A 22705-nucleotide genomic window follows, 5' to 3' on the forward strand; every position below is an offset into this window, starting at 1 on the left:
CTAAGGTAACAACTATTGTTTCAAAAAGTTGATGTGTAGCCGGTATTTTACAGAAACCACCTTGGGTCGAGCTTGCTGAACGTCGTTTTCCCGTAGACATAAAACGCCCAAATGAAACTACCACGATAAAAACCATGCAGTTTGACCGTTCCACCATTCCGGCTCCGTTTTCTGGCAGTCTTGAATACGTCGAGGAAAAATCGTTGATGGGCGCGACTGATTGCCCACGCATCGCGGAACTTGCCCAAGACTAAAAAGTGTATGAGGGCCGCCAAGTCAAACCACATGCGGGCAAAAATCACCCACCACGCACGTAAGAACGGTAGGTTCTTTTGCAACATAACCAAGTTGTTGCGGAAATTGAGGTATGTTTTCCGCGGATTGCTAGTTGCTAATGTGCCTCCGCCCACATGGTAAACCACTGATTGGGGGCAGTACCCAATGCGGTAACCGGCCCGTTGTAAGCGCCAGCAAAGGTCTACTTCCTCCATGTGTGCAAAGAAGTCTGCGTCGAATCCACCAGACAGTTCCCAATGCCGTTTTTTTATGAAAAATGCGGCGCCGCTGGCCCAGAAAATATCGGAAGGCTCGTCATATTGACCACGGTCTTTTTCCAAGACGTGCAACATACGGCCCCGGCAAAAAGGAAAGCCGTAACTATCGATGAATCCGCCCGCTGCGCCGGCATATTCAAAGTAATCACGTTGGTAGTTTGAACAAATTTTCGGTTGGGCTACGGCCATGTCGGGATTGTTTTCCAGCAATTCGATTACCGGCGCTATCCAATCGGGCGGCACCTCCACATCTGAGTTAAGCAATACGAAGTAGTCAGCTTCCACGGCCTTCAACACTTCGTTGTACCCGCCGGCGAATCCGAGGTTACGGTCGTTTTGTACAACACGGATAGCAGGGTAGACGGTGCGTACGAATTCAACCGAGTCGTCGGTAGAACCGTTATCGCCGATAACAAATTCGATGTTTGGATAGTCACTATTATACACCGATGGTAGGAATTTTTCGAGGAAAAACCTACCGTTCCAGTTCAAAATGACTACGGCTACTTTCGGGTAATGGTTCATCATGTGGCTTTGGTTTTCCAACGGCGGTGCGACCATAACCACAGCTCCGGCTTGCGGCGAATGATGTCTTCCGTGAATTTATTATGGATATCGGTGATCCCATGCACTGGGACAGTGGCAGGCTCTTCGACCAATGTAGTGAACTTGCAGCAATAGTGCCCCCTTTTTACGCGGTCAATATGACAAAAAACTACGGGGAATCCAGTTGCCCTTGCAATCTTTTCGACGCCTGTGTACACGGGGGTTTTCTGATTTAGAAAGTTGATAAAATAGTGTGAATCACTACGTCCGGGGGTCTGGTCGGCAACAAATACGCTGATATGGGGCTGATGCCTGTATGCGATAATTTTCCTTAAGGTCAGCTTCATGGGCACCATAATGGCACCAAAGCGACTCCTGATGCCGTTGTAGACCGTGTCGAAGCTTTTGTTGTTCAGTGGTTTGTAAATAATCAGCGCCGGATGCTCAGTGAATAAGCTTATACGGTGTATACCCAGTTCCCAATTTCCATAATGCGCGGTAACAGCAATGACACCTTTGCCCGCCCGAAAATGACGTTCCAATTCCTCAGTTTGATACATCATCATCCGTTTTTCCACTTGGTCCGCCGAAATGCTGCGCATCTTAATGGCTTCCACCAATAGGTCGGGGAGAAAGCGGTAAAACCTTCGTGCAATCTGTCGCCGCTCATCCTCGCTTTTCTCAGGGAATGCATTCCGAAGGTTCTTGAAAACCACAGCTTTCCGGTATCCGATGATGTGGTATAGTAATACATAACCCAAATCAGATAAAGCATAGAGCACCCGGAATGGCAGCAGGGAAAGCAGGTAAATAAAGAAGGACAAGATGGAAACGTTTCGCATGTTGGCCATTTATGGTGCACGAAGCCGCAAACTTAGATAAAGTTACGTTTATATGCAATAAGATTAATAGCTTGTGTAACCTGAGGTTTTCGGCCTCCACGCAGCTACTGCACGTTATTTAAAAGCGGAATCTGCCAGATCGGTATCAAGCAGAAGAAAGACAATCGCGTCAAAAATCATGGTTTGTATTTCGAAGCAACTTTATCTAAGTTTACAGCACAAAACTTCTATTTTTTGCGATACATGGACGATACCCTTATTTTACCCATTTGTTATTTGCCTCCGGTTTCCTATTTCAGTGTGCTAAATGGCTCCTCGGGAACTATACAACTTGAACGGCATGAGCACTATCCGAAACAAACTTATCGGAACCGCACATCCATTTATTCTGCCAACGGTAAGCTCGACCTGATCATACCGATACAACATGGTAGTAAAAACCGTACAGCCATGAAAGAGGTCCGGATCAGCTATGGGGGTGATTGGCAGCGCCTGCATTGGACAAGCATACAGACTGCTTATCGAAGTTCAGCTTATTTCGAATATTATGAAGATGATTTTGCCCCGTTTTATCAGCGCCGATTTGAGTGGTTGTTTGACTTCAATGAAGCCCAACTGGCTTTGGTGCTCCGATTGCTCAAGATAGCGAAGGAGGTAGGCCATACGCTGGATTATCGTGATGATTATCCGTCAGGCACGGATTTCAGACAGCTTCTCCACCCGAAAAGGAACTCGCCGTTAACCCATTGTAAAATGTACCATCAGGTGTTTGCGTCCAAGCATGGCTTCATCGCGGACTTGAGTATTGTCGATTTGCTTTTCAACCACGGGCCGCAAAGTAGGGGGTATCTCTGAACATGGAAAACCTTTTGCTGCAGCTCCTGTTTTAGTGTCAGGTTTAACTAAAAACGATGCGGAAACAATATTTGCTTTTTTTATCTATTTGGTTCATCGGCAATGCCATGGCTCAATCAGAAATGGACTCGATACACCACCGTAAAGTATTTGTAACTAGCGGGATGGGGTGGGGGTTTGCGCTGGGCGAAACCAGCGATTTGTTGCAAGCTAAATTTTCCAATAGCCTCGGTTTGGATATCTCGTTGGCCGATAGGTGTTATTTTGTATATCCTTCTATCGATTTCCTGACATTTCGTTACAATCAGCAAGTGCACGACCCCGATTATCCATATGATTTGGATCGCGGCCGCAGTAACTTCTATATCCTAAACCTAGCTGGGGGCATCCGCAAACAGTTGGATAAGCTTAATATATATGCTTTTGGCGGACCGGGTGTCGGCGTTGTTGTAGAGCCACGGGCAGCCGTTTCAGCGGCTGCCAGCAAAGTGACTATTGAGACGTCAGTACACATAACGCCCACGCTACGTGGTGGCGTGGGCGCTGACTATAAAATCGGTGGCTTTTTCCTGTTTGTCGAAATGGGCTGGCTGCACAATTTCCGGCATATCCAGCAACGGCCAGTCAACGTATTGTCTACCTATGGCGGATTGAAAACAGATGTAACCAAACTGAAGGACAATGTGGCGCGAGTGATGGGATTATAGTGATTATTTTGCGGAAACAGTCAACTCCACCACTTCTACATCAATCGAGTTAAAGAGCTTGTGTGAGGATTTTAACTCCTTCTCGGGTTTTATTTCGTCCAATGTCCGGACATCAACGCCCCGTTGTTTCACAATATCCAGCTTACCGCCAATACATGGGTAGTTGGTTTCGATATCGCCACCACCGAAACCGAGGATGTTCGCAAACCCGTCCACGCTGTTATAAAAGTTAGTCATTGTTACGGGCATGAAATTATTAAGCTCTTTTACTTCATTCAATGTAGATCCCACACGTAAGCCCTCGGCGGTTTGGTAGGGACCGAAGTTATTCGCTATGGCAATTTTGGTTATGGTGGTGTAAGGCTCCTTGGTTTCCGCCCAATAAACGGTGATTTCTTCTGCCTCGTTGGGGAATACCTTGGTAATGTGCACCGTTCGACCTTCCACCTCTGCCGTTCCATTTTCCAGGTTGTCTGCGCCGATAGCACTGTCGAGTGCAGCATGGGAATAAGCTAGTTTCACTGGTCCAATGCCTTCGCACGAAATTGCGTTGGGGTCAATTTGGGGTACTTCAGCTTCTTCTTTTTTTTGGGTCTGTTGGCAGGCCGTAGCAATTAAAGCGACCAATGTAATGCTTAATAGTTTATTCATGATTTCGTAGTTAATGTTTACTTGCGTTGGCTAAACTAATGAAAGCGTCGAAGCTTTCAAAATGGAATGACCCTAGTTTTCTTATTGAAGGGTTCCGGCTCTGGTGAAATATTTATAATACCACGGATCACGAAGGTCGCTGATGATTACACCCTTGCTAGTAGATACATGCACAAATTTGTTGTTGTGTAGGTAAATACCCACATGGTCAATGGTTCTTCGGCCGAATGAGAAGAAAACGAGATCGCCCTCCCGTAACTGCCGTTCATACTTCCGTTTGACGTGTTCAGCCATATCCCTCGATGCCCTCGGTACATCCTTGTCATACACCGTTCGCATCACTAAGCCCACAAAAGCCGAACAGTCCAACCCGCGCTGGTCGGTTCCACCCGTACGATGCGGTACTCCCATCCAATTGTCGATAAAGCCATATAACTCCGGGCGTTGCAATTCGTTGGAAGGTACGCCAATTACCTTTGCATAGCTTTCGAGCAGCTGTTTCCCCGCGCGTACATCTTTTGGTGCCGACGATGCATCCGTAAGGATCGATCCCTTTGCATGTTTGCGCGGCATGGACGTCACGGTTTTGTCGGGTGGCAATGCGTTTTTCCGGGTGAGGCACCCACTGAGGGAGAGTGCTGCTGCCAATAGACAGCATATGAGACGAGTACTGCTATTTCGATTTCGCCCAATTCGGTGACCACTCATTGAAATTCCTGTTGCATATTAAGGATTTGCTAATGTACATATTTTGAGGGATTGGTCAATACATGAAATCGACCGGATGTCTGACTGACTTCCACTATTGACTAATCGCGGAATTTGCCTAAGTTTGCACCATGGTGGTAAAAACAGCGATATTTGTGTGCAGCAATACCCGTGTGGATCAGTTACCACCGGCGGATCTGCCGGAATACGCATTTATCGGCCGCTCTAATGTGGGCAAGTCGTCACTTATCAACGCACTTACGGGTAACCGCCAGTTGGCTAAGACCTCGCAGACGCCGGGAAAAACCCAGCTAATCAATCATTTTCTAATAAATGATGCCTGGTATTTGGTGGATTTGCCGGGTTATGGTTTTGCCAAAACCTCTAAAACCAACCGTGTCGCTTGGGAAAAGTTCATCCGGCGATACCTTGCGGTGCGCGAAAACCTGCAATGTGTTTTTGTACTGATTGATAGTCGCCACGAGCCGCAAAAGAATGATCTGGAGTTTTGCCGCTGGCTTGGCGAAAATGGGATCCCATTTCTGTTGGTTTTTACCAAGGCCGACAAACTCTCGCTCGGCAAGGCTAACGCAAATGTGGAACGATTCCACCGCGCGCTGCTCCAATGGTTTGAGGAAACGCCCCCTCATTTCCTTACTTCTTCAGCGAATCGTACGGGATGTGAGGAAATCTTGACTGCCATCGATGAAATCAACGCAAATTTTCAACCGCTTGATGCACCAGACCGTTGAACGCACCTTATAAAGTACGTATGAAACCATCATGATTTATTCAGTCACATAGGGGAATGAATAAATCTGATAGCTTCATCACGATTAAAAAACAAATTATACACAGATGAAAAAATACTTTTCACTTGTCCTTTTTGCCCATAGTATTTTTGCCCTTCCTTTTGCTGTCATCGGTTTTTTTCTTGCTATCCACACCACGCCCGCCGATTTCAATTGGTTAAAGTTGTTGTTAATGCTGGCCTGTATGGTGTTTGCTCGCAATGCGGCTATGGCTTTTAATCGCTATCTGGACCGCGACATCGATGCGGCTAATCCCCGCACGGCCATGCGCGACATCCCGGCAGGCCGAATCACGGCCGGCCAAGCATTGGGTTTTACTTTGGTTAACGTTGTATTGTTCATGACGGCCACGTGGTTTATCAACCCGATTTGCTTCTATTTATCCCCCGTGGCGTTGGCCGTCGTGTTGGGCTACAGCTATACGAAGCGTTTTACGCCGCTTTGCCACCTCATACTGGGGTTGGGGCTGGGGCTCGCACCCCTTGGTGCTTATTTGGTGGTTACCGGTATGTTTCATATCGTGCCCATATTTTATGCATGTGCAGTTTTGTTTTGGGTGGCCGGGTTCGATATCATCTATGCACTGCAAGACGAATCGTTCGACCGAACTCACCGCCTCAATTCCATCCCGGTTTGGCTCGGTAAACGCACTGCGCTGCGCGTTTCGAGTGTGTTCCATGTATTGTCAGCCGTTTTTGTAATCTTGCCGATGTACGTTATTTCACTGAGTTGGTTTTACATTGCTGGTGTAGTTTTTTACTGTGGATTGCTTGTTTACCAGCACTGGATTGTCAGCCCGACGGACCTGAGTAGAGTAGACCGCGCGTTCATGACGACCAACGGTATGGCATCTGTCGTGTTTGCCTGCTTTTTCCTTCTGGACATATTTTTTTGATTGCTTTCCCCGAAATATATCTCATTTATTCCTGTTTATTATTTTCGTTATGCGTCTCTGCATAACGCTTATGAAGCGTATTCGCGTGAAGAATTTGCGCTACATGCAACCCAATTTATTGCATATAAAACAAATTTATCTAAGTTTGCAGAAATCCAAAAAAATCAATGGCAAAGAATTTACTGATTGTAGAGTCACCGGCGAAAGCAAAAACAATAGAAGGATACCTTGGCAAAGATTTCATGGTGAAATCGAGCTACGGACATATTCGCGACCTGGTAAAAACGGACGACGCAATCGACACATCAAATAATTTTACGCAGCGTTATGAGGTTCCCGCGGAAAAAAAGGCGGTAGTGAGCGAGTTAAAGAAATTGGCAAAAGCAGCCGATACCGTATGGCTGGCATCTGACGAGGACCGCGAGGGAGAGGCCATTTCTTGGCACCTTTATGAAACCTTGGGTCTGGATGATGAAAAGACCAAGCGTATCGTATTTCACGAAATCACCAAACCTGCCATCCTTCGGGCCATAGAAACCCCGCGGGGAATCGACTTCAACCTAGTCAATGCACAGCAAGCGCGGCGGGTACTTGACCGCTTGGTGGGTTTTGAGCTTTCACCAGTATTATGGAAGAAAGTGAAGCCATCCCTATCAGCCGGGCGTGTACAATCCGTTGCGGTTAGGCTGATTGTCGACCGGGAGCGGGAAATCAACCGGTTCACGGCTGAGGCAGCATTCAAAATCGTCGCTATTTTTCATACCGGTAACGCGAAGGAACTATTTAAAGCGGAATTGCCAAAGCGGTTTGTCGAAGCGGCGGAGGCGGAACGCTTCCTTGCCGACTGTATTCCAGCAGATTTTGTCATCAATAGCCTGGAGACCAAACCTTCGAAACGCAGTCCGGCAGCACCATTCACCACCTCTACATTGCAGCAGGAAGCCAGTCGAAAACTTGGATTTTCCGTAGCGCGTACGATGGCCGTTGCCCAGCGGCTCTATGAGGCCGGACACATCTCCTATATGCGTACCGATTCGGTAAATCTTAGTGATACGGCCCTTCAAGGTGCCGAACAAGAGATCCGGTCCGCCTATGGCGATACGTATCACAAGCGCCGCCAGTACCGAACCAAGTCCGCCGGGGCTCAAGAAGCACACGAGGCAATCAGACCGACCTATTTCGACCAGCACACGCTTGGAGGCGACAATGCTGAGCGTCGGTTATACGAACTAATCTGGAAGCGTGCCATCGCATCGCAGATGAGTGAGGCCGAATTCGAGAAAACGACGGCGAAAATTGGCGTATCCACCCGTCAGGAAGAATTGGTAGCCAATGGCGAAGTGATGCGGTTCGATGGCTTTCTGAAAGTCTACTTTGAGTCTACTGATGATGAACATGAACCCAATCTCGATAACGATACCGACAACGCGCTGTTGCCGCCGTTAACGGCGGGGCAGCAGGTGCACCTGAATCGGATGTCGGCAACGGAACGTTTTTCGCGTCCGCCAGCCCGCTATACCGAAGCAAGCTTGGTTAAAAAACTGGAGGAATTGGGAATCGGACGTCCGTCGACATACGCACCTACGATCTCTACAATCCAAAACCGGGGCTATGTGGTCAAAGAGAGCCGCGATGGTAAACCCCGCGATTATCGGGTATTGGAGCTGGTGGGTGGCACCATATCGTCGCAAACCAAAACGGAAACCACGGGCGCAGAGAAAGCGAAATTATTCCCTACTGACATCGGCGTGGTGGTAAATGATTTTTTGGTTGAGCATTTTAACGGGATAGTAGACTTCAACTTCACGGCCAAAGTGGAGAAAGAATTTGACGAGATTGCCCAGGGCATGAAGGAATGGACAGCGATGTTGCACAGTTTCTATGGCCCTTTCCATCAAGAGGTTGAAACGACAACGAAACATGCTGACCGCGCGACGAACGAGCGGGAACTTGGGGAGGAGCCCGGTACCGGAAAGCGGGTCAGCGTACGTATTGGCCGTTTTGGCCCCATGGTACAGATCGGTTCGCCGGACGACGAGGAAAAGCCCCGGTACGCGAGTTTACGACCCGGGCAGATGATTGAAACCATCACGTTTGAAGAAGCGCTTGATCTGTTTAAGCTGCCCAAGAAAGTGGGTGAGTTCGAGGGCAAAGAAATGACGGTTGCTGTGGGACGTTTTGGCCCATATATACGGCATAACAATGCATTTTATTCCCTGCCGAAAGAGCTGGATCCACTGGATGTCACTACGGATTCAGCAATTGAGATTATCAAAGATAAACGGCAGAAAGATAAGGAGAAAATCATCAGAGTTTTCGAAGAAAATACTGATGCGCGCATCGAGAATGGCCGGTGGGGTCCGTTCATACGTTTCGGCAAGCAGAACGTCAAGATTCCCAAAGGGACTTCCGTGGACAATATTACGTATGAAGATGTTGTTAAGTGGGCTGCGGAAGACGAGAAAAAGCCAAAGAAGAAAGCTCGTGGAAAGAAGTAGAATACCGACAGCCGAAGGCGAATAACTGGTAGCTGAAAAAGCTGGATTAAATGAAAAAGGATTTACCCCTGAATATCGTCGAGGATATTTCCATTGCCGTGGTGCTGGAGGGCGAGACGCCTTCAGGCAAAACATGGAATGTATATCTCATAAATGAAAAAAACGAACCGATTAACAATGTGATGGTGAGTTCAAAAGGCTATGGAGTCAAGGATGAAAAGGAGGTAAAAACGTCTGTTTTACGGCATTTTATCGGCGATATCGATCCGCATGACTATGCCAAGATTGAGGCCATCGATGAGCAGGTGTTTGGACTTACCAATGAATATTGGCTCAGTTATTACATTAACGGTACCATCTACGACAAAAAATACATCTTTCTTCCGGAAAGCATCATTGATGATAACTTGATCAAAATTCCCGTACTGAACAAGCCGGGTGTGCTTATCGGTGGACAAAATTAATTCCATGGCCTCGACGAATAAGATCATAGCTATTGATGGCTATTCCTCCTGTGGGAAAAGTACACTTGCAAAGGCGCTGGCCGAGCGGCTACATTACCTGTATATCGATAGTGGAGCCATGTACCGGGCGGTTACGCTGTATTTCATCCGCCATGCCGTTCCCCTTACGCAAGCTGAAAAAGTAGCTGCGGCGTTGGGCCAAATCCATATCGATTTCCACATCGAACCCGGTAGGACCCGTATTTCGCTGAATGGCGAAGACGTGTCTGATGAAATCAGGCAGATGTATATTTCCGACTACGTGAGTGAGGTCAGTGCGGTCAAGGCTGTCCGTGAGGCGATGGTGGCCCAGCAACAGCGGATGGGAAAAAATAAAAATATTGTGATGGACGGGCGCGACATTGGTACGACTGTTTTCCCGGATGCACACCTCAAGATTTTCATGACCGCCGACCCCAAGGTACGCGCCGAGCGCCGATACCTCGAATTGAAAGGTAAGGGCAACGACATCACATTGGAGGAAGTGTTTGAGAACCTTGCACACCGTGATTACATCGATACCACCCGAGCCGAAAGTCCGCTAGTGCGTTCGGAAGATGCCATTATCTTGGATAATACCGAGCTTAATGAAGCGGAGCAACTACAGTTCGTGTTAGACCGGCTTTAGCGGTCAAAGCATTAACGCCGGCCCGGATAGACTGCCAGCCCCCGCTCGATGCAAGCTAACGATTTTTTCAAATCATCTGTATTCAGCACATAAGCTAACCTGACCTGGTCTTTCCCTGCATGTGCCGCACTATAAAATCCACTGGCCGGTGCCATCATCACTGTTTGGTTTTCGTAATCAAAATGTTCCAGCATCCACTGGCAGAACCGGTCCGCATCATCTACCGGGAGGCGGGCCAACACGTAGAAAGCACCGCCGGGCTTGGGACAATATACGCCTTCAATGTTGTTCAGGCCGTCAACCAATGTGTCTCTTCTTGCTTCATATTCCCCTTTGACCCTGTCAAAATAGCTTTGCGGTGTGTCCACCGCCGCCGTCGCAGCGATTTGGGCCACCGCCGGCGGGCTGAGGCGAGCCTGTGCAAATTTCAGGGCTACCTGCCACAGTTCTTTGTTTTTGGTAATTATGCAGCCGAGCCGGGCACCGCAAGCACTGTACCGTTTACTTACGGTATCTAAGATCACTGCATGTTGTTCCAAGCCCGCTAAATGCATGGGCGATATAAATTCGCGCCCGTCGTAACAGAATTCGCGGTACGCCTCATCAGCCAGCAGGAAGAGGTCATGTTTGATGCATAAATCGCGCAACGCTTGCATTTCTTCGCTCGAGTAAAGGTAGCCTGTTGGGTTGTTCGGACTACAGATAGCAATGGCGCGGGTTTTTTCAGTGATGGCCTCTTCAAACGCCGCGATAGAAGGAAGTGCAAACCCGTCGTCGATATAAGAGAGGATGGGCGTTATCCGGATACCCGCTGAACACGCAAATCCGTTGTAGTTGGCATAAAAAGGCTCCGGGATAATGATTTCCTCGCCTGGGCCTACACACGCCTGCATGGCGATGGTAATGGCCTCCGATCCGCCGTTGGTCACCAAGATATCGGTGGGTGTAATGTTATAGCCTAATTTATTGTAATAGCCACTCAGCTTATCCCGGTAAGCCGCTGTCCCCTCCGAAGGTGTATATGCCCAGATCTTGAAATCGATACTACGTACAGCATCCAACATTCCCTGCGGCGTTTCGATATCCGGTTGCCCGATATTCAAGTGATATACCTGCTTTCCTAGCGCCTTCGCCTGATCGGCATAAGGAGTTAGTTTGCGGATGGGTGAGGCCGGCATCTCGCGGCCCTTGGTGGATATTGATGGCATATTGGTGCTATTTCGGCTGCAATATTACGGATAGCTTTTGATTTAACAAGAGGGGGGCGTTTAAAATTTATCCTTTGATCTGAAATGCCCAGCCTTTGGCCTATTTTCAGGAATTGGTGCCGCTAACGCTCGTTGAGCGGGCTCCGGTTAGACAGATGCATCAAGTGAGCTATCAATAACAATGTTTAAGATCAGCGTAATAAAAAAGCCGCTTCTAACAGCGGCTTTTTTATTACGAAAACGTACTGTTTATTAGTCTGTTACTTCCCCTTTGATATACAGGGTTTTTACCGGGGTTTTCGTGTTAGACCGTACGGTAAAGTTTTTGGTAAAGGGTTGTTTTGCCGCAGCGTTGTAGGTTACGGATATCTTACCGTTCTCGCCGGGCTTTACTGGTGTTTTGGTAAATTCGGCTACAGAGCAACCGCACGATGGCTTCACCTCGCTGATGATGATGGGCTCAGTGCCCACATTTTCAAATGTAAATACATGCGTTACCGGCTTCCCTTGTGGGATTTTGCCGAAATCATGGGTTTCTTTGTCAAATTTGAATTCCGCTTTACTGTTTTGTTGTGCGAAAGCAGTGGTGCAAACGAAAGCAACCAAAGCAACACATATTGTAGCAATTTTTTTCATCATTGTTTTCCTTTTAGTTTTTGTTCTAGTATGGGTTACTGCTGTAACTGTGATAAGCAAATTTACTATTTTAAGATGAAACAGTCAAAAAATGTTCCAAAAACCGTCATGTCCACTGGATTTGGAGCATGACAAGCCAAGGTGGTGTCATTTTTTTGTCGGCTAGTTAATTTACCTGAAACTCACGGAATATTCAGGTATTTGTGCGTCTGCAGGGAGATTTCCCACTTGGGGTTTTGCATTACGTAGTTAACAATGAGCGGTGTCATTTCCTGCGCTTTCGACCATTCGGGTTGCAGGTAAAGTTTGCACTTGGGAGACACGAGGGCGGCATGTTGCTCGGCCCAGGCGAAATCGCTCTTGTTGAACACGATGACTTTCAACTCGCCGGCAGCCGCAATCACATCGGGCAGGGGTGATTTGAACTTTTTAGGTGAGAGACAAATCCAGTCCCAATAACCACTGAGTGGGTAAGCTCCGGAGGTTTCGATAAACGTCTGGATGCCGGCAGCCTGCAAACCGCTGGTCAGGTAATCGAGGTTATACAGCAACGGTTCACCACCTGTTACCACCACCGCCTTTGAAGGGTGCTGCTTGGCATGTTCGACGATAGCATCTGCCGAGGTAAGCGGATGGAGCTCAGCATCCCAGCTTTCCTTTACATCGCACCAATGGCAGCCCACGTCGCATCCGCCGAGACGGATGAAATAAGCTGCTTTGCCCGTATGATAACCCTCACCTTGGATGGTGTAAAACTCCTCCATCAATGGAAGTAATGTGCCGTCTTCGGGAACCTGGTGTGCCATGTTGCTTTTTGGAAATGCAAAGGTAGCAAAATTTATAGTGGGTTTGGTTGTAGCGTTTCGCAGGTGAAGCTCGTTCTCAACACAAATGCCATTAGGTTCCTAAAAACTTAACTTGATATGGAAAGAAAATCAGACCTTCGTCGTTTATCCAATAGTTGGATCGGCGTACTACTGGCCGTTGCGGCGGTCTTTGCTTCCTGCAACGACCAGGTAGAACACACGGTTACTTATAAAACGCAGGTACCGGTTTATTGGGAGGTAAATGCGTTCCGTAGTATGGACGTCGGTGTCAAGCCGCCGAAAGGTGTCACCGAAACCGGAAAAATCTATGTGTATGACGATTACCTGTTTATCAACGAACCCCAGAAAGGTATCCACATCGTCGACAACCGCAATCCGTCAGACCCCAAGAACATCAATTTCATCAGTGTGCCGGGCAACGTGGATATGGCGGTGAACAGCAACATTCTGTATGCCGATAGCTACATCGACCTTCTCGCCTTTGATATCAGCAATATCCAAGATATAAAGCTGGTGGAGCGGGTAGAAGATGTATTTCCGAATATGTTCGTCAACGCCGAGCGGTCGAAGTTCATGACCTATAAAGATACCGTAATTACCACCGTCACCACCGAAGACGGCAGGGGCTGGGGTGGGCCGTGGTTTGAATTTGCCAATGGATCGGGCGATTTCTCGGCGCCGAACTACGGGCAGGGTGGTTCCATGGCGCGTTTTACGCTAATGGGGGGGCACCTGTATGCGGTAGACGATCACTCGCTACGTCTGTTTGACGTGCACCAAGCGGACAAACCGCAATTTGTTAAGGATATCATGTTGGGTTGGGGTATCGAAACTATATTTCCTTACAAAGAGCGGCTTTTTATCGGCTCAATGACCGGTATGCACATCTACGACGCCAGTACACCGTCGGCGCCCGAGCCTATGGCGGTATACCAACATATCATGGCTTGCGATCCGGTGGTGGTGAATGACAACTACGCCTTTGTAACGCTGCGGTCGGGCACGATGTGCCGCTTAGGCGAAAATGCGTTGCACGTACTGGACATCAAAGACCTCTATCATCCCAAATTGCTCAAATCTTACCCCATGGAGAATCCCCACGGACTGGGTATACGGGGCAGCAACTTGTATATCTGCGAAGGGGATTTCGGGTTGAAAAGTTTCAACGTTGCCGATGTACTGCGTATCGGCGAAAACCTGCTTGAACACCACAAAGACAGAAGTGCGATTGACGTCATTCCAGCACCTAAGTCGTTGATCGTAACCGGTCCGGATGGCGTATGCCAATACGACTACAGTAATCCGGCCAAGCTTCGCCTGCTTAGCATTATCCGAACGAAATAGCCGCACTATGGGATGGAAATGCAACATGCTTGCGGCCGCTATGGTAGGTATGGCGGCCGTGGGGAGCCCCTTGCTTGGGCAGACGATTAACTATACAAACGAAACGGAAATAGGTGTGATGTGGTCGGAGGCGAATTTCTTCTCGCCAGTGGCCGCCACGGTGCAAACCTTCCATGGCGTACAGTTTGGTAGGGTATTGAGCATGGGACTTACCGCAGGCATCGACGAGTACTTCGGCCTACACGTGGTACCGATTGCGGTAGGCAGCCGCGCCGCGCTGCCCCGCAAGCGGGTATCGCCCTACCTCGGGGTGGAAGTGGGATATGGGTTTACCTGGCTTGAAAAAAAGACATCCGGCGAATGGTACGATGGTGGCACGGTGTTCAATCCGACCATCGGCTTACGTTGGAAGGTCAGCGACAAAGACCGCTACCTGATCAACATCGGTTATAAAAGACAGGCCGTAGCCAAACATACGGCTGACACCGTGTGGGGGCCCGGCTCCTTCCAGACCGCAGCATATACCCTCAACCGGATGACCGTAAGGTTTGGGATGATATTCTAGATTTCTTTCTTACCTTTGCACCCGAACTGGCAATCACATTTGTATTGTGGTTTATTGGATTTTTTAATTAACGTAAAATCATACTTGTAAATGATGAACATTACCCTACCGGACGGCTCCGTGCGGCAATATGCGCATGGGACGTCAGCAATGGAAATCGCCGAATCCATTTCAGCCGGCCTGGCCCGCAATGTACTGGCTGCCGAAGTAAACGGCGAGGTTTGGGATGCGTCGCGCCCTATTGAAGACGATGCTATGGTGCGCCTACTCACTTGGAACGACAAGGAAGGCAAATCCACGTTCTGGCACTCGTCGGCCCACTTGATGGCTGAGGCGCTGGAAGCATTGTATCCCGGCATCAAATTTGGCATTGGCCCAGCCATCGAAACGGGTTTTTATTACGATGTTGATTTTGGTGATCGCGAATTCTCGTCCGATGATTTCAAGCAAATTGAAGATAAGATCGTAGAACTGGCCCGTACGAAGGCTCCCTACGTACGCAAACCCGTCAGTAAAGCCGAGGCCGTAGCATATTTCACGGATAAAGGCGACGAATATAAACTGGACCTCATCAAGGACCTGCCCGACGGTAGCATCACGTTCTATACACAGGGCAATTTTACTGACCTGTGCCGCGGCCCGCACATTCCGAATACGGGCTTTATAAAAGCGGTGAAGCTCACCAATGTAGCGGGAGCTTATTGGCGTGGTGATGAAAGCCGCAAACAGCTCACCCGTATATACGGTGTAACCTTTCCCAAGGCAGGTGAGCTGGCGGACTACCTGCACATGATCGAGGAAGCGAAGAAAAGAGACCATCGCAAGTTGGGGAGGGAACTGGAATTATTTGCTTTTTCGGAAAAGGTGGGGCTGGGGCTACCCTTATGGTTGCCTAAAGGCGCGCGCTTGCGGCAGAAGTTGATTGATTTCCTGCAACGGGCGCAGGTTAAAGCTGGATACGAGCCGGTGGTGACCCCACATATCGGCCATAAAAATCTATATGTAACTTCGGGGCACTACGAGAAGTATGGAGCGGATTCTTTCCAGCCCATCCATACCCCGCAGGAAGGGGAGGAGTTCTTGCTGAAGCCTATGAACTGTCCACACCATTGCGAGATCTATAAAACGAAACCCCGCTCGTATAAAGACCTGCCGATTCGTTATGCGGAATTCGGTACCGTGTACCGGTATGAACAGAGTGGTGAGCTGCATGGTTTGACACGTGTTCGTGGCTTTACGCAAGACGATGCCCACTTGTTCTGCCGCCCTGATCAAGTAAAGGATGAGTTTAAGAAGGTTATCGACTTGGTTCTCTATGTTTTCGGGGCGCTGGGTTTTGAAGATTATACCGCACAGATTTCCCTTCGGGATCCCGACAATAAGGGCAAATACATCGGAACGGATGAAAACTGGGATCGTGCCGAGCAGGATATCATCGAAGCAGCCAACGAAAAGGGCTTGAATACTATCGTGGAATACGGTGAGGCTGCCTTTTATGGTCCGAAGCTCGACTTCATGGTGAAGGATGCATTGGGGCGGAAGTGGCAGTTGGGTACCATCCAGGTGGATTACAACCTGCCCGAGCGGTTCGAGCTGGAGTATACCGGTAGTGACAATGTGAAGCACCGCCCGGTAATGATACACCGTGCGCCGTTTGGTTCGCTGGAACGCTTTGTCGCCGTGTTGATTGAACATTGTGCCGGCCAGTTTCCATTATGGCTGTCCCCGGAGCAATTTATCATTCTTCCGGTATCGGAGAAATACGAAGAATATGCGAAAAAACTTTTAGAATCACTCAATAATTCCGATATTCGCGGCCTACTGGACTTGCGCGACGAAAAGGTCGGACGCAAAATCAGGGATGCAGAATTGAAGAAAATACCCTACATGCTGATCGTAGGTGAGAAAGAAGAGGCGGATGGTACGGTTTCTGTGCGGAAACACGGTGCCGGAGATTTAGGAGCGATGAGCGTAGACGCATTTAGTGAGCAGTTAATAAAAGAGATAACCGTTTAAATTAGTTGAACATTTGGCATTAAAAAGACCAGGATTCAGAGGCCCGAGGCCACCATTTAGAAAGAAGGAACCGGAGCACCGTATCAATGAACATATCAGGGTACCCGAGGTACGATTGGTAGGCGACAATATCGAGCAAGGGATATACCCCACACGTAAGGCATTGGAGCTTGCTGATGAATTAGAGCTGGATTTGGTGGAAATATCGCCAAAAGCGGTTCCTCCCGTTTGCCGAATCATCGACTACAGCAAGTTTATTTACGAGCAGAAGAAGAAGCAGAAGGAGATTAAGTCCAATGCTAAGCAAACGGTTATTAAAGAAATCCGCTTTGGCCCCAACACCAATGACCATGACTTTGAGTTTAAACTCAAGCATGCCATTAAGTTTTTGGAGTCTGGGGAGAAGGTCCGCGCTTACGTCCATTTCAAGGGCCGTGCCATCGTTTATAAGGAGCAAGGTGAAATCCTGTTGTTGCGTTTTGCACAGGCACTGGAGGAGTATGGCAAAGTGGAGTTGCTGCCCAAATTGGAAGGCAAACGGATGTTCCTTACCGTAGCGCCGAAGACGGCAGCTAAAAAGTAAATACTAACAAGTCGATATAAAAATTAGTAATCATGCCAAAAGTAAAAACCAATTCCAGTGCGAAAAAGCGTTTCAAGCTTACTGGAACAGGTAAGATTGCCCGGAAGCATGCCTTTAAGAGTCACATCCTGACAAAAAAGAGCACCAAGCAGAAACGCAATCTGACGCAGACCGGTTTAGTGTCTGAAGCCGATATGGGCAACGTAAAACGTATGCTTGTTATTGGGAAATAAGTCGTAAGTCTTATGTCTTTAGTCGTAAGTCTTACGTCTTAGTAAAAGTAGTAATTATTCATATTAATTAACCGGGTATTGGGTTGTAAGACCGTTGCGAAACACGGCGCCTGCTACCAAAAAAGTAAAGTTTATGCCACGTTCGGTTAACGCAGTAGCGTCTAGAAGACGACGTAAGAAGATCCTCAAGATGGCCAAAGGCTATTATGGGTCGCGCAGCAAGGTTTATACCGTTGCTAAAAACACAGTAGAAAAGGGGTTGTTGTACGCTTATCGCGATCGCAAGACCAAAAAACGGGAATTTAGGGCGTTGTGGATACAACGTATCAACGCCGGTGCCCGCGAGCATGGGGTTTCCTACTCGCAATTGATGGGTAAGTTGAACGCCAAAAATATCGGGTTGAACCGCAAGGTACTCGCTGACTTGGCGATGAACAATCCGGAGGCTTTCAAAGCCGTTGTTGATGCAGTGAAATAACGTTTTTAAAAACCGATATCGATTTTGTTAGTGAAAAAGGGAGTCCCCAATCGGTGGATTCCCTTTTTTGATAGTGGACCTATCCATTTGCTGCCAATCTGACCAATAAATCCACTAAACGGTTGGAGTAGCCATATTCGTTGTCATACCAACCAACAACCTTAACCAGTCCTCCCACAACCGACGTCAGTTGTGCGTCAAACACGCATGAATAGGGGCTGTTGATAATATCCACCGACACAATGGGGTCTTCGGTATATTGCAATACATGCTTTAGGCTGCCCGTGGCAGCGTCCTTAAACGCCGCATTGATTTCTGCCACCGTCGGCTGTTGCCGCAGATTGCACGTGAAATCGGTGAGCGATCCGTTTAACACGGGCACGCGGATGCCTGCACCGCCGAGTTTACCTTCGAGGTGCGGAAATACGTTGGTGATGGCTTTGGCAGCACCGGTGGTAGTGGGAATGATTGATGCCGATGCTGCACGCGCCCGCCGCAAATCCCGGTGGGGGCGGTCGTGCAGGCTTTGGTCGCCCGTCATGCTGTGTACTGTGGTGATATAACCGTCTACGATTCCCCAATGGTCGTCCAATACCTTTACCAAAGGCGCCAAATTGTTGGTGGTACAAGAAGCGTTGGACAGTATAGGCGTGCGTATGTCGATGTCGTCGTCGTTTATGCCAAGTACGACAGTAGGGATTTCCTTATCTGGTGAGGGGGCGGAAATGATGACCTGCTTGGCGCCGGCTTCAAGATGTTGAACCGCCTGGTGTTTTGCCGTGAATTTCCCAGTTGACTCGATGACGACGTCGATGTCTAGGGATGCCCACGGCAATTTGACCGGATCTTGTTCACGTACGATAGGGATGGGGGGATGCCCGCCGACGACCAGCCGATCGTTGTCGATGCCTACTTCCCCCGGATAAGGACCGTGTACTGAGTCGTATTTAAAAAGGTGGGCCAGTGTGGGTGTATCTGTAAGGTCATTGATCGCGGCGATGGTAATTCCATCCAGCTTGCGAAGCAGAATGTTTCTCAAGGTATTGCGGCCAATACGGCCAAATCCATTAATGGCGACGTTAAGCATGTTCAATTGTATTATTACGGTCTTGTTGCAAACAAAGTTACATATTTCGTTCGTGTGCGAGGAAACAAATTAGTGGTCTCCGGGTTTTGATAGTATGGAAAAAGAAGAAAAATTCGAGCCCAAAGATTCAACCCGTGACGTCAAACAGCAGGAGCGGGCGGTTACCCGAAAAGCCAGCCAAGGACATGTTCAAAAAGGTGAAAAAATGGCGAATCCGGCATTGAAGCGGAAGTTCAGCGAGCAACCTCCGACGAAGCACAATTCGAAAACGTAGCATGCGAAAATCGCATAGCCGAAGAGGTACTATTTATTGATGGCAGCGATAATATCGTTGACAGGGCGTTCGCCATTCCAGTATGTTTTCAATTCACCGTCGGTACCGTAAACGTACGTAGCGGGATATTGCGATGGAAGGTGGAACTTGTTGATAAAGTCTGCGCCTCGATCATAGAGCACTTCCACGTTTTCTTTGCCTACCAATGGTTGTGCCCAGGTATCGAGGAACGACGCCATCAAGGCTGGATCGTTCATAGATACAAAGTAAAAGTTGGCATTTTTTACCTCGCTATAATGTTTGCCGATGTCACTGGCCTCATGTTGGCAATGGCTGCATGTGGGATCAAATAAAATGAAAACGATATTTCCCGTTTTGGCCAAGTCTTCTTTCGTGAAGCGGATGCCACTTTTCAGGATATAGAATGTAAAGTCGGGTATGGACGATGCCGGTTCAGCAGCGGTGGCGGGCTGTGGTGGTTGGCTGGCGGGGGCAGCGGTATGCGCCTGTTCAGATGCAGCGACCGGAGGCACTTGGTCGGCTGAATGTGTTGTTGTTCCACTGTTACTACACGCCGCAGTAACGGAAATGGCGGCGGCAACAAGCTTTGAAAAGAGATTTACTCGAATTGTCATGTATGCAAAGGTAAGGGTTTATGATTATAGTTTACGTACCAAAAGCTGACATGTATAACTGTCTTTGAGTTCCATGATGATTTCCTTTTCGATCAGTACGCGGTCGATGGTTTGCTGGTTATAGTAGCGGATGGTAATCAATTCCAATCCGTTTTGGAACTGTACATCGTAGCGTCCTTGCAGGTCGTGAAGCAAAGCGGATACATTACTGCCCGTATCGTCGATGCTCACCGAAAAGTTGACGGCACTGTTGTGCATCATGTTCACTTTGATTTTATGTGCATGGAAACGGCTGAAGATATCGCTGAGGTTGTCTTCAACGATAAAGGAGAAATCTTTAGGCAGGATGGACACCAGTACCTGATTTACCTTGAAAATGAACGAAGGTACGGGAAGCGATTCATTGGTGCTTTTGATCTGCGTGCCACCATTCTCAATATCGATAAATGATTTCACGAAAAGGGGGATGTTCTGATTCTGCAACGGCTTGATTGTTTTCGGATGGATAACCGTTGCACCGTAATACGTGAGTTCAATGGCGTCTAAATATGATAATTCGGGAATAAGCTCCGTTTGGTCGAACCATTTCGGGTCAGCGTTTAGCACTCCCGGTACATCTTTCCAGATGGTGAGGCTTTCGGCACCCAGGCACGCAGCGAAAATAGCCGCGGAATAGTCCGATCCCTCGCGGCCCAATGTGGTGGTGAAATTTTCTGAGGTGGAACCGATGAAGCCCTGTGTTACCAAGAATTGGCTTTCGAGTAATCCGGGCAATCGCTCCTGTATGCGTGCAGCCGTAACTTTCCAATCTACGCGGCCCTCGCGGTGTGTATTGTCGGTAAGGATATAATCACGGGCATCTATCCAGCGGCTATTCAATCCGATTGCATTCAGGTAGTGGCTTACAATGGTCGTAGAAACGAGTTCACCTACAGCGACAATCTGGTCGTATAGGTAGTCGTATGGGTCCATGGGCGGTTCATCCAATATCCACTCGATTTCAACAAATCGGTTGGCAACCTCGTTGTGCACTGGATGGTCATGGTCTGGAAAGAGCTGCTGTGCAATGGCTAAGTGATACCTTTTGGTCTCTTCGAGGAGGTCGGCCGCGGAATCGGTGCCGTTAACATGGTGTTGAACCAACTGTTCCAGGAGATTGGTGGTTTTGCCCATGGCCGAAACCACGATCAGCAGCATACTGTCGCGATGTGCCCCGACAATACGACCCAGGTTTAATACGCCTTCAGCGTCCTTGACGGATGCACCGCCAAATTTGAATACTTGCATTAAGGTTTAACTTGTGTGTTTAGTTCGGCAATAATCCTTTTCGCCCGGTCTGACAATAACCGCTCAATGTCGGTATGCGGAATGCGGAGTTCGGTCTGTCCGTTTACGTAAGGTTTTATCTCGTAGATATTGTAAAGGAATAGCATGCTGTCAGGCTCGATTGCGAAATTATCCGGCAGGCTGAACTGGCCACCGTCGAAAAAATAGGCATCTTCTAGCGACTGGTCGACTCCCAGATTTTCCTGCTGGCGGAAATAGCGCTCGGCCACAGCGGCCAATTCATTCTGGAAGGACGGGATCACCATGTCGTTTAGCGTAAGCCATTCGTTGGCCTGCAAATCGTAGTGCTTGAAGATGGTTGCATAGTTGCCGTGGGCGCCCCCTGTATAGGACGATGCGTGGATAGCCAGCCCCAAATATGTGGGCGTAATGCTGTACACCTTAGCGTGCGATTCAGAAGTCCATATCCGCGGATACGAGTCGGAAGCATAGAAGCGATCAAACTCACCGATAAATGTACTTGCTGCCTCTTCCACCGTGGTGCTATCATCGCCCAATAAGGCCGTTTGGACAAACCGGTTGGCTGTCGAGTCGTCAAATACGGGATATGATGCGGAAAAAAAGGCCGTATCGGTGGTCTCACTTGTCTTGATCAGGTTTTCGCTGTATTTGATATAATCTTTGTACGTGTAAACCAACGTATCGGTTGCCGTGTTCCGCGCGGTTTCTTGTTGTTTGCCCGTATTCGGTTGGCACGCTGCCAGCGCCAAGCCAAAAGAAATACAATATGCGGTTACCCTCGTTATCTCCATTGCTTACTCTTTTTATTTACTTATCGCTTCTGAACTGGCGATGGCTACATTTACCCATTCACCGTCAAAAGTCGCTCCATATTTTTCATAGAATTGGATAGCGGGCTCATTCCATTCCAATACTTGCCAAACCATCCCGCTATAGCCCTTGGATTGGCATTCTTTCCAGGTTTCGTCAAAAAGCAGCCTGCCCACACCTTTGCCGCGCATGTGCTCGGTAACGATAATATCTTCAAGATAGAGGCGCCGGCCTTTCCATGTGGAGTACCGGATATAAAAGAGTGACATGCCGACAATGTGGCCATCTACCTCGGCTACAAACGCTTCCCAAACGGGATGGTCGCCAAAGCCGGCATCGATGAATTCGTCCAGGCTGACGGTCACTTCATCAGGAGCACGTTCATACCTCGCCAGTTCTCTAACCAGCTCCAATAGCTGCTTACAGTCCGTTGCGGTGGCTTTGCGTATGGTGGGATTCATTGTCTTTGTTGTTGTTACATCTTTAGCCTCAGCTGCCCGTT

General features: G+C 48.5%; 26 protein-coding genes. 14 read left to right on the plus strand and 12 right to left on the minus strand.

From position 1 onward, the window contains the following. Positions 1–47: 47 nt before the first annotated feature. Together VNQ80_RS02295 and VNQ80_RS02300 are read right to left on the minus strand one after the other, a co-directional pair. Positions 48–1082: a glycosyltransferase family 2 protein gene (locus VNQ80_RS02295; RefSeq protein ID WP_325635832.1), complete on the minus strand. Its 1035-nt coding sequence runs from the start codon at positions 1080–1082 to the stop codon at positions 48–50. After that, positions 1079–1942: a lysophospholipid acyltransferase family protein gene (locus VNQ80_RS02300; protein ID WP_325635833.1), complete on the minus strand. Its 864-nt coding sequence runs from the start codon at positions 1940–1942 to the stop codon at positions 1079–1081. Before VNQ80_RS02300 ends, VNQ80_RS02295 begins: the two co-directional genes overlap by 4 nt. A gap of 243 nt (positions 1943–2185) precedes the next feature. Between VNQ80_RS02300 and VNQ80_RS02305 the strand changes: the two genes are divergently transcribed. Continuing rightward, positions 2186–2797: a WbqC family protein gene (locus VNQ80_RS02305; RefSeq protein WP_325635834.1), complete on the plus strand. Its 612-nt coding sequence runs from the start codon at positions 2186–2188 to the stop codon at positions 2795–2797. A gap of 107 nt (positions 2798–2904) precedes the next feature. After that, complete coding sequence (locus tag VNQ80_RS02310) at positions 2905–3504, plus strand: hypothetical protein (RefSeq protein ID WP_325635835.1); 600 nt, start codon at positions 2905–2907, stop codon at positions 3502–3504. Positions 3505–3507: 3 nt separating this feature from the next. On the opposite strand, the gene VNQ80_RS02315 is transcribed toward VNQ80_RS02310, so the two are convergent. Continuing rightward, positions 3508–4155 (minus strand): hypothetical protein, encoded by a 648-nt coding sequence (locus tag VNQ80_RS02315; protein ID WP_325635836.1) that lies wholly within the window; start codon positions 4153–4155, stop codon positions 3508–3510. 81 nt (positions 4156–4236) lie between these two features. Continuing rightward, entirely contained in the window at positions 4237–4863 is a 627-nt protein-coding gene (locus VNQ80_RS02320; RefSeq protein WP_325635837.1) for a C40 family peptidase, read from the minus strand. A 131-nt stretch (positions 4864–4994) separates the two neighbouring features. On the opposite strand from VNQ80_RS02320, the gene yihA reads away from it, so the two are divergent. The 5 genes from yihA to cmk all read left to right on the plus strand — a co-directional run bounded on the left by yihA (position 4995) and on the right by cmk (position 10199). Then, entirely contained in the window at positions 4995–5615 is a 621-nt protein-coding gene (yihA, locus tag VNQ80_RS02325) for a ribosome biogenesis GTP-binding protein YihA/YsxC (RefSeq protein ID WP_325635838.1), read from the plus strand. A 106-nt stretch (positions 5616–5721) separates the two neighbouring features. Then, complete coding sequence (locus VNQ80_RS02330; protein ID WP_325635839.1) at positions 5722–6570, plus strand: UbiA-like polyprenyltransferase; 849 nt, start codon at positions 5722–5724, stop codon at positions 6568–6570. 167 nt (positions 6571–6737) lie between these two features. Then, positions 6738–9068, plus strand: coding sequence for a type I DNA topoisomerase (gene topA, locus VNQ80_RS02335; RefSeq protein WP_325635840.1), 2331 nt, complete (start codon positions 6738–6740; stop codon positions 9066–9068). 50 nt (positions 9069–9118) lie between these two features. Beyond that, entirely contained in the window at positions 9119–9532 is a 414-nt protein-coding gene (locus VNQ80_RS02340) for a hypothetical protein (RefSeq protein ID WP_325635841.1), read from the plus strand. A gap of 4 nt (positions 9533–9536) precedes the next feature. Beyond that, positions 9537–10199 (plus strand): (d)CMP kinase, encoded by a 663-nt coding sequence (cmk, locus tag VNQ80_RS02345; RefSeq protein WP_325635842.1) that lies wholly within the window; start codon positions 9537–9539, stop codon positions 10197–10199. Between the two features lie 11 nt (positions 10200–10210). On the opposite strand, the gene VNQ80_RS02350 is transcribed toward cmk, so the two are convergent. From VNQ80_RS02350 to VNQ80_RS02360, 3 genes are all read right to left on the minus strand, one after another. Next, entirely contained in the window at positions 10211–11407 is a 1197-nt protein-coding gene (locus tag VNQ80_RS02350) for a pyridoxal phosphate-dependent aminotransferase (RefSeq protein ID WP_325635843.1), read from the minus strand. A gap of 252 nt (positions 11408–11659) precedes the next feature. Next, the gene (locus VNQ80_RS02355; protein WP_325636050.1) at positions 11660–12043 is read right to left on the minus strand and encodes a DUF1573 domain-containing protein; all 384 of its coding nucleotides are present in this window, start codon (positions 12041–12043) and stop codon (positions 11660–11662) included. A gap of 182 nt (positions 12044–12225) precedes the next feature. After that, positions 12226–12849 carry a 7-carboxy-7-deazaguanine synthase QueE gene (locus VNQ80_RS02360; RefSeq protein ID WP_325635844.1) on the minus strand — a complete coding sequence of 208 codons (624 nt, stop codon included), beginning with the start codon at positions 12847–12849 and terminating at the stop codon, positions 12226–12228. A 117-nt stretch (positions 12850–12966) separates the two neighbouring features. On the opposite strand from VNQ80_RS02360, the gene VNQ80_RS02365 reads away from it, so the two are divergent. The 6 genes from VNQ80_RS02365 to rplT all read left to right on the plus strand — a co-directional run bounded on the left by VNQ80_RS02365 (position 12967) and on the right by rplT (position 18089). Beyond that, entirely contained in the window at positions 12967–14214 is a 1248-nt protein-coding gene (locus tag VNQ80_RS02365; RefSeq protein WP_325635845.1) for a hypothetical protein, read from the plus strand. Between the two features lie 7 nt (positions 14215–14221). After that, complete coding sequence (locus VNQ80_RS02370) at positions 14222–14779, plus strand: hypothetical protein (RefSeq protein WP_325635846.1); 558 nt, start codon at positions 14222–14224, stop codon at positions 14777–14779. A 90-nt stretch (positions 14780–14869) separates the two neighbouring features. Beyond that, the gene (gene thrS / locus VNQ80_RS02375) at positions 14870–16795 is read left to right on the plus strand and encodes a threonine--tRNA ligase (protein ID WP_325635847.1); all 1926 of its coding nucleotides are present in this window, start codon (positions 14870–14872) and stop codon (positions 16793–16795) included. A gap of 13 nt (positions 16796–16808) precedes the next feature. Beyond that, a complete protein-coding gene (infC, locus tag VNQ80_RS02380) occupies positions 16809–17378 on the plus strand; it encodes a translation initiation factor IF-3 (protein ID WP_325635848.1) in 570 nt (189 codons plus the stop codon). 32 nt (positions 17379–17410) lie between these two features. Next, positions 17411–17611 carry a 50S ribosomal protein L35 gene (gene rpmI, locus VNQ80_RS02385; RefSeq protein ID WP_262249005.1) on the plus strand — a complete coding sequence of 67 codons (201 nt, stop codon included), beginning with the start codon at positions 17411–17413 and terminating at the stop codon, positions 17609–17611. Positions 17612–17744: 133 nt separating this feature from the next. Next, a complete protein-coding gene (gene rplT / locus VNQ80_RS02390; RefSeq protein WP_325635849.1) occupies positions 17745–18089 on the plus strand; it encodes a 50S ribosomal protein L20 in 345 nt (114 codons plus the stop codon). A 79-nt stretch (positions 18090–18168) separates the two neighbouring features. On the opposite strand, the gene gap is transcribed toward rplT, so the two are convergent. After that, positions 18169–19176, minus strand: coding sequence for a type I glyceraldehyde-3-phosphate dehydrogenase (gene gap, locus VNQ80_RS02395; RefSeq protein ID WP_325635850.1), 1008 nt, complete (start codon positions 19174–19176; stop codon positions 18169–18171). Positions 19177–19270: 94 nt separating this feature from the next. Between gap and VNQ80_RS02400 the strand changes: the two genes are divergently transcribed. Further along, positions 19271–19450 (plus strand): hypothetical protein, encoded by a 180-nt coding sequence (locus VNQ80_RS02400; RefSeq protein WP_325635851.1) that lies wholly within the window; start codon positions 19271–19273, stop codon positions 19448–19450. Between the two features lie 29 nt (positions 19451–19479). Here VNQ80_RS02400 and VNQ80_RS02405 read toward each other — a convergent pair whose 3' ends face one another. Genes VNQ80_RS02405 through VNQ80_RS02420 form a run of 4 tightly spaced genes read right to left on the minus strand, consistent with a single transcriptional unit; the run spans position 19480 to position 22664 of the window. Further along, the gene (locus VNQ80_RS02405; RefSeq protein WP_325635852.1) at positions 19480–20085 is read right to left on the minus strand and encodes a peroxiredoxin family protein; all 606 of its coding nucleotides are present in this window, start codon (positions 20083–20085) and stop codon (positions 19480–19482) included. A gap of 24 nt (positions 20086–20109) precedes the next feature. After that, on the minus strand, positions 20110–21372 hold the full coding sequence (locus tag VNQ80_RS02410) for an aspartate kinase (protein ID WP_325635853.1): 1263 nt from the start codon (positions 21370–21372) through the stop codon (positions 20110–20112). Continuing rightward, complete coding sequence (locus tag VNQ80_RS02415; RefSeq protein ID WP_325635854.1) at positions 21372–22184, minus strand: DUF3298 and DUF4163 domain-containing protein; 813 nt, start codon at positions 22182–22184, stop codon at positions 21372–21374. Before VNQ80_RS02415 ends, VNQ80_RS02410 begins: the two co-directional genes overlap by 1 nt. A gap of 12 nt (positions 22185–22196) precedes the next feature. After that, positions 22197–22664 (minus strand): GNAT family N-acetyltransferase, encoded by a 468-nt coding sequence (locus VNQ80_RS02420; RefSeq protein WP_325635855.1) that lies wholly within the window; start codon positions 22662–22664, stop codon positions 22197–22199. Positions 22665–22705: the final 41 nt, after the last annotated feature.

Source organism: Parapedobacter sp., from assembly GCF_035556095.1.
Lineage (GTDB): Bacteria > Bacteroidota > Bacteroidia > Sphingobacteriales > Sphingobacteriaceae > Parapedobacter.

Excerpts from the sequence above, each read along its gene's own strand:
- VNQ80_RS02410 (WP_325635853.1), bottom strand. The coding sequence starts at position 21,372 with ATGCAAGTATTCAAATTTGGCGGTGCATCCGTCAAGGACGCTGAAGGC.
- yihA (WP_325635838.1), top strand. The coding sequence starts at position 4,995 with ATGGTGGTAAAAACAGCGATATTTGTGTGCAGCAATACCCGTGTGGAT.
- cmk (WP_325635842.1), top strand. The coding sequence starts at position 9,537 with ATGGCCTCGACGAATAAGATCATAGCTATTGATGGCTATTCCTCCTGT.
- rpmI (WP_262249005.1), top strand. The coding sequence starts at position 17,411 with ATGCCAAAAGTAAAAACCAATTCCAGTGCGAAAAAGCGTTTCAAGCTT.
- gap (WP_325635850.1), bottom strand. The coding sequence starts at position 19,176 with ATGCTTAACGTCGCCATTAATGGATTTGGCCGTATTGGCCGCAATACC.
- VNQ80_RS02420 (WP_325635855.1), bottom strand. The coding sequence starts at position 22,664 with ATGAATCCCACCATACGCAAAGCCACCGCAACGGACTGTAAGCAGCTA.
- VNQ80_RS02415 (WP_325635854.1), bottom strand. The coding sequence starts at position 22,184 with ATGGAGATAACGAGGGTAACCGCATATTGTATTTCTTTTGGCTTGGCG.
- VNQ80_RS02330 (WP_325635839.1), top strand. The coding sequence starts at position 5,722 with ATGAAAAAATACTTTTCACTTGTCCTTTTTGCCCATAGTATTTTTGCC.
- VNQ80_RS02350 (WP_325635843.1), bottom strand. The coding sequence starts at position 11,407 with ATGCCATCAATATCCACCAAGGGCCGCGAGATGCCGGCCTCACCCATC.
- VNQ80_RS02315 (WP_325635836.1), bottom strand. The coding sequence starts at position 4,155 with ATGAATAAACTATTAAGCATTACATTGGTCGCTTTAATTGCTACGGCC.
- VNQ80_RS02400 (WP_325635851.1), top strand. The coding sequence starts at position 19,271 with ATGGAAAAAGAAGAAAAATTCGAGCCCAAAGATTCAACCCGTGACGTC.
- VNQ80_RS02340 (WP_325635841.1), top strand. The coding sequence starts at position 9,119 with ATGAAAAAGGATTTACCCCTGAATATCGTCGAGGATATTTCCATTGCC.
- VNQ80_RS02370 (WP_325635846.1), top strand. The coding sequence starts at position 14,222 with ATGGGATGGAAATGCAACATGCTTGCGGCCGCTATGGTAGGTATGGCG.
- VNQ80_RS02295 (WP_325635832.1), bottom strand. The coding sequence starts at position 1,082 with ATGATGAACCATTACCCGAAAGTAGCCGTAGTCATTTTGAACTGGAAC.
- VNQ80_RS02310 (WP_325635835.1), top strand. The coding sequence starts at position 2,905 with ATGGCTCAATCAGAAATGGACTCGATACACCACCGTAAAGTATTTGTA.
- VNQ80_RS02355 (WP_325636050.1), bottom strand. The coding sequence starts at position 12,043 with ATGAAAAAAATTGCTACAATATGTGTTGCTTTGGTTGCTTTCGTTTGC.
- VNQ80_RS02305 (WP_325635834.1), top strand. The coding sequence starts at position 2,186 with ATGGACGATACCCTTATTTTACCCATTTGTTATTTGCCTCCGGTTTCC.
- VNQ80_RS02360 (WP_325635844.1), bottom strand. The coding sequence starts at position 12,849 with ATGGCACACCAGGTTCCCGAAGACGGCACATTACTTCCATTGATGGAG.
- rplT (WP_325635849.1), top strand. The coding sequence starts at position 17,745 with ATGCCACGTTCGGTTAACGCAGTAGCGTCTAGAAGACGACGTAAGAAG.
- VNQ80_RS02320 (WP_325635837.1), bottom strand. The coding sequence starts at position 4,863 with ATGAGTGGTCACCGAATTGGGCGAAATCGAAATAGCAGTACTCGTCTC.
- VNQ80_RS02405 (WP_325635852.1), bottom strand. The coding sequence starts at position 20,085 with ATGACAATTCGAGTAAATCTCTTTTCAAAGCTTGTTGCCGCCGCCATT.
- VNQ80_RS02300 (WP_325635833.1), bottom strand. The coding sequence starts at position 1,942 with ATGCGAAACGTTTCCATCTTGTCCTTCTTTATTTACCTGCTTTCCCTG.
- topA (WP_325635840.1), top strand. The coding sequence starts at position 6,738 with ATGGCAAAGAATTTACTGATTGTAGAGTCACCGGCGAAAGCAAAAACA.
- thrS (WP_325635847.1), top strand. The coding sequence starts at position 14,870 with ATGATGAACATTACCCTACCGGACGGCTCCGTGCGGCAATATGCGCAT.
- VNQ80_RS02365 (WP_325635845.1), top strand. The coding sequence starts at position 12,967 with ATGGAAAGAAAATCAGACCTTCGTCGTTTATCCAATAGTTGGATCGGC.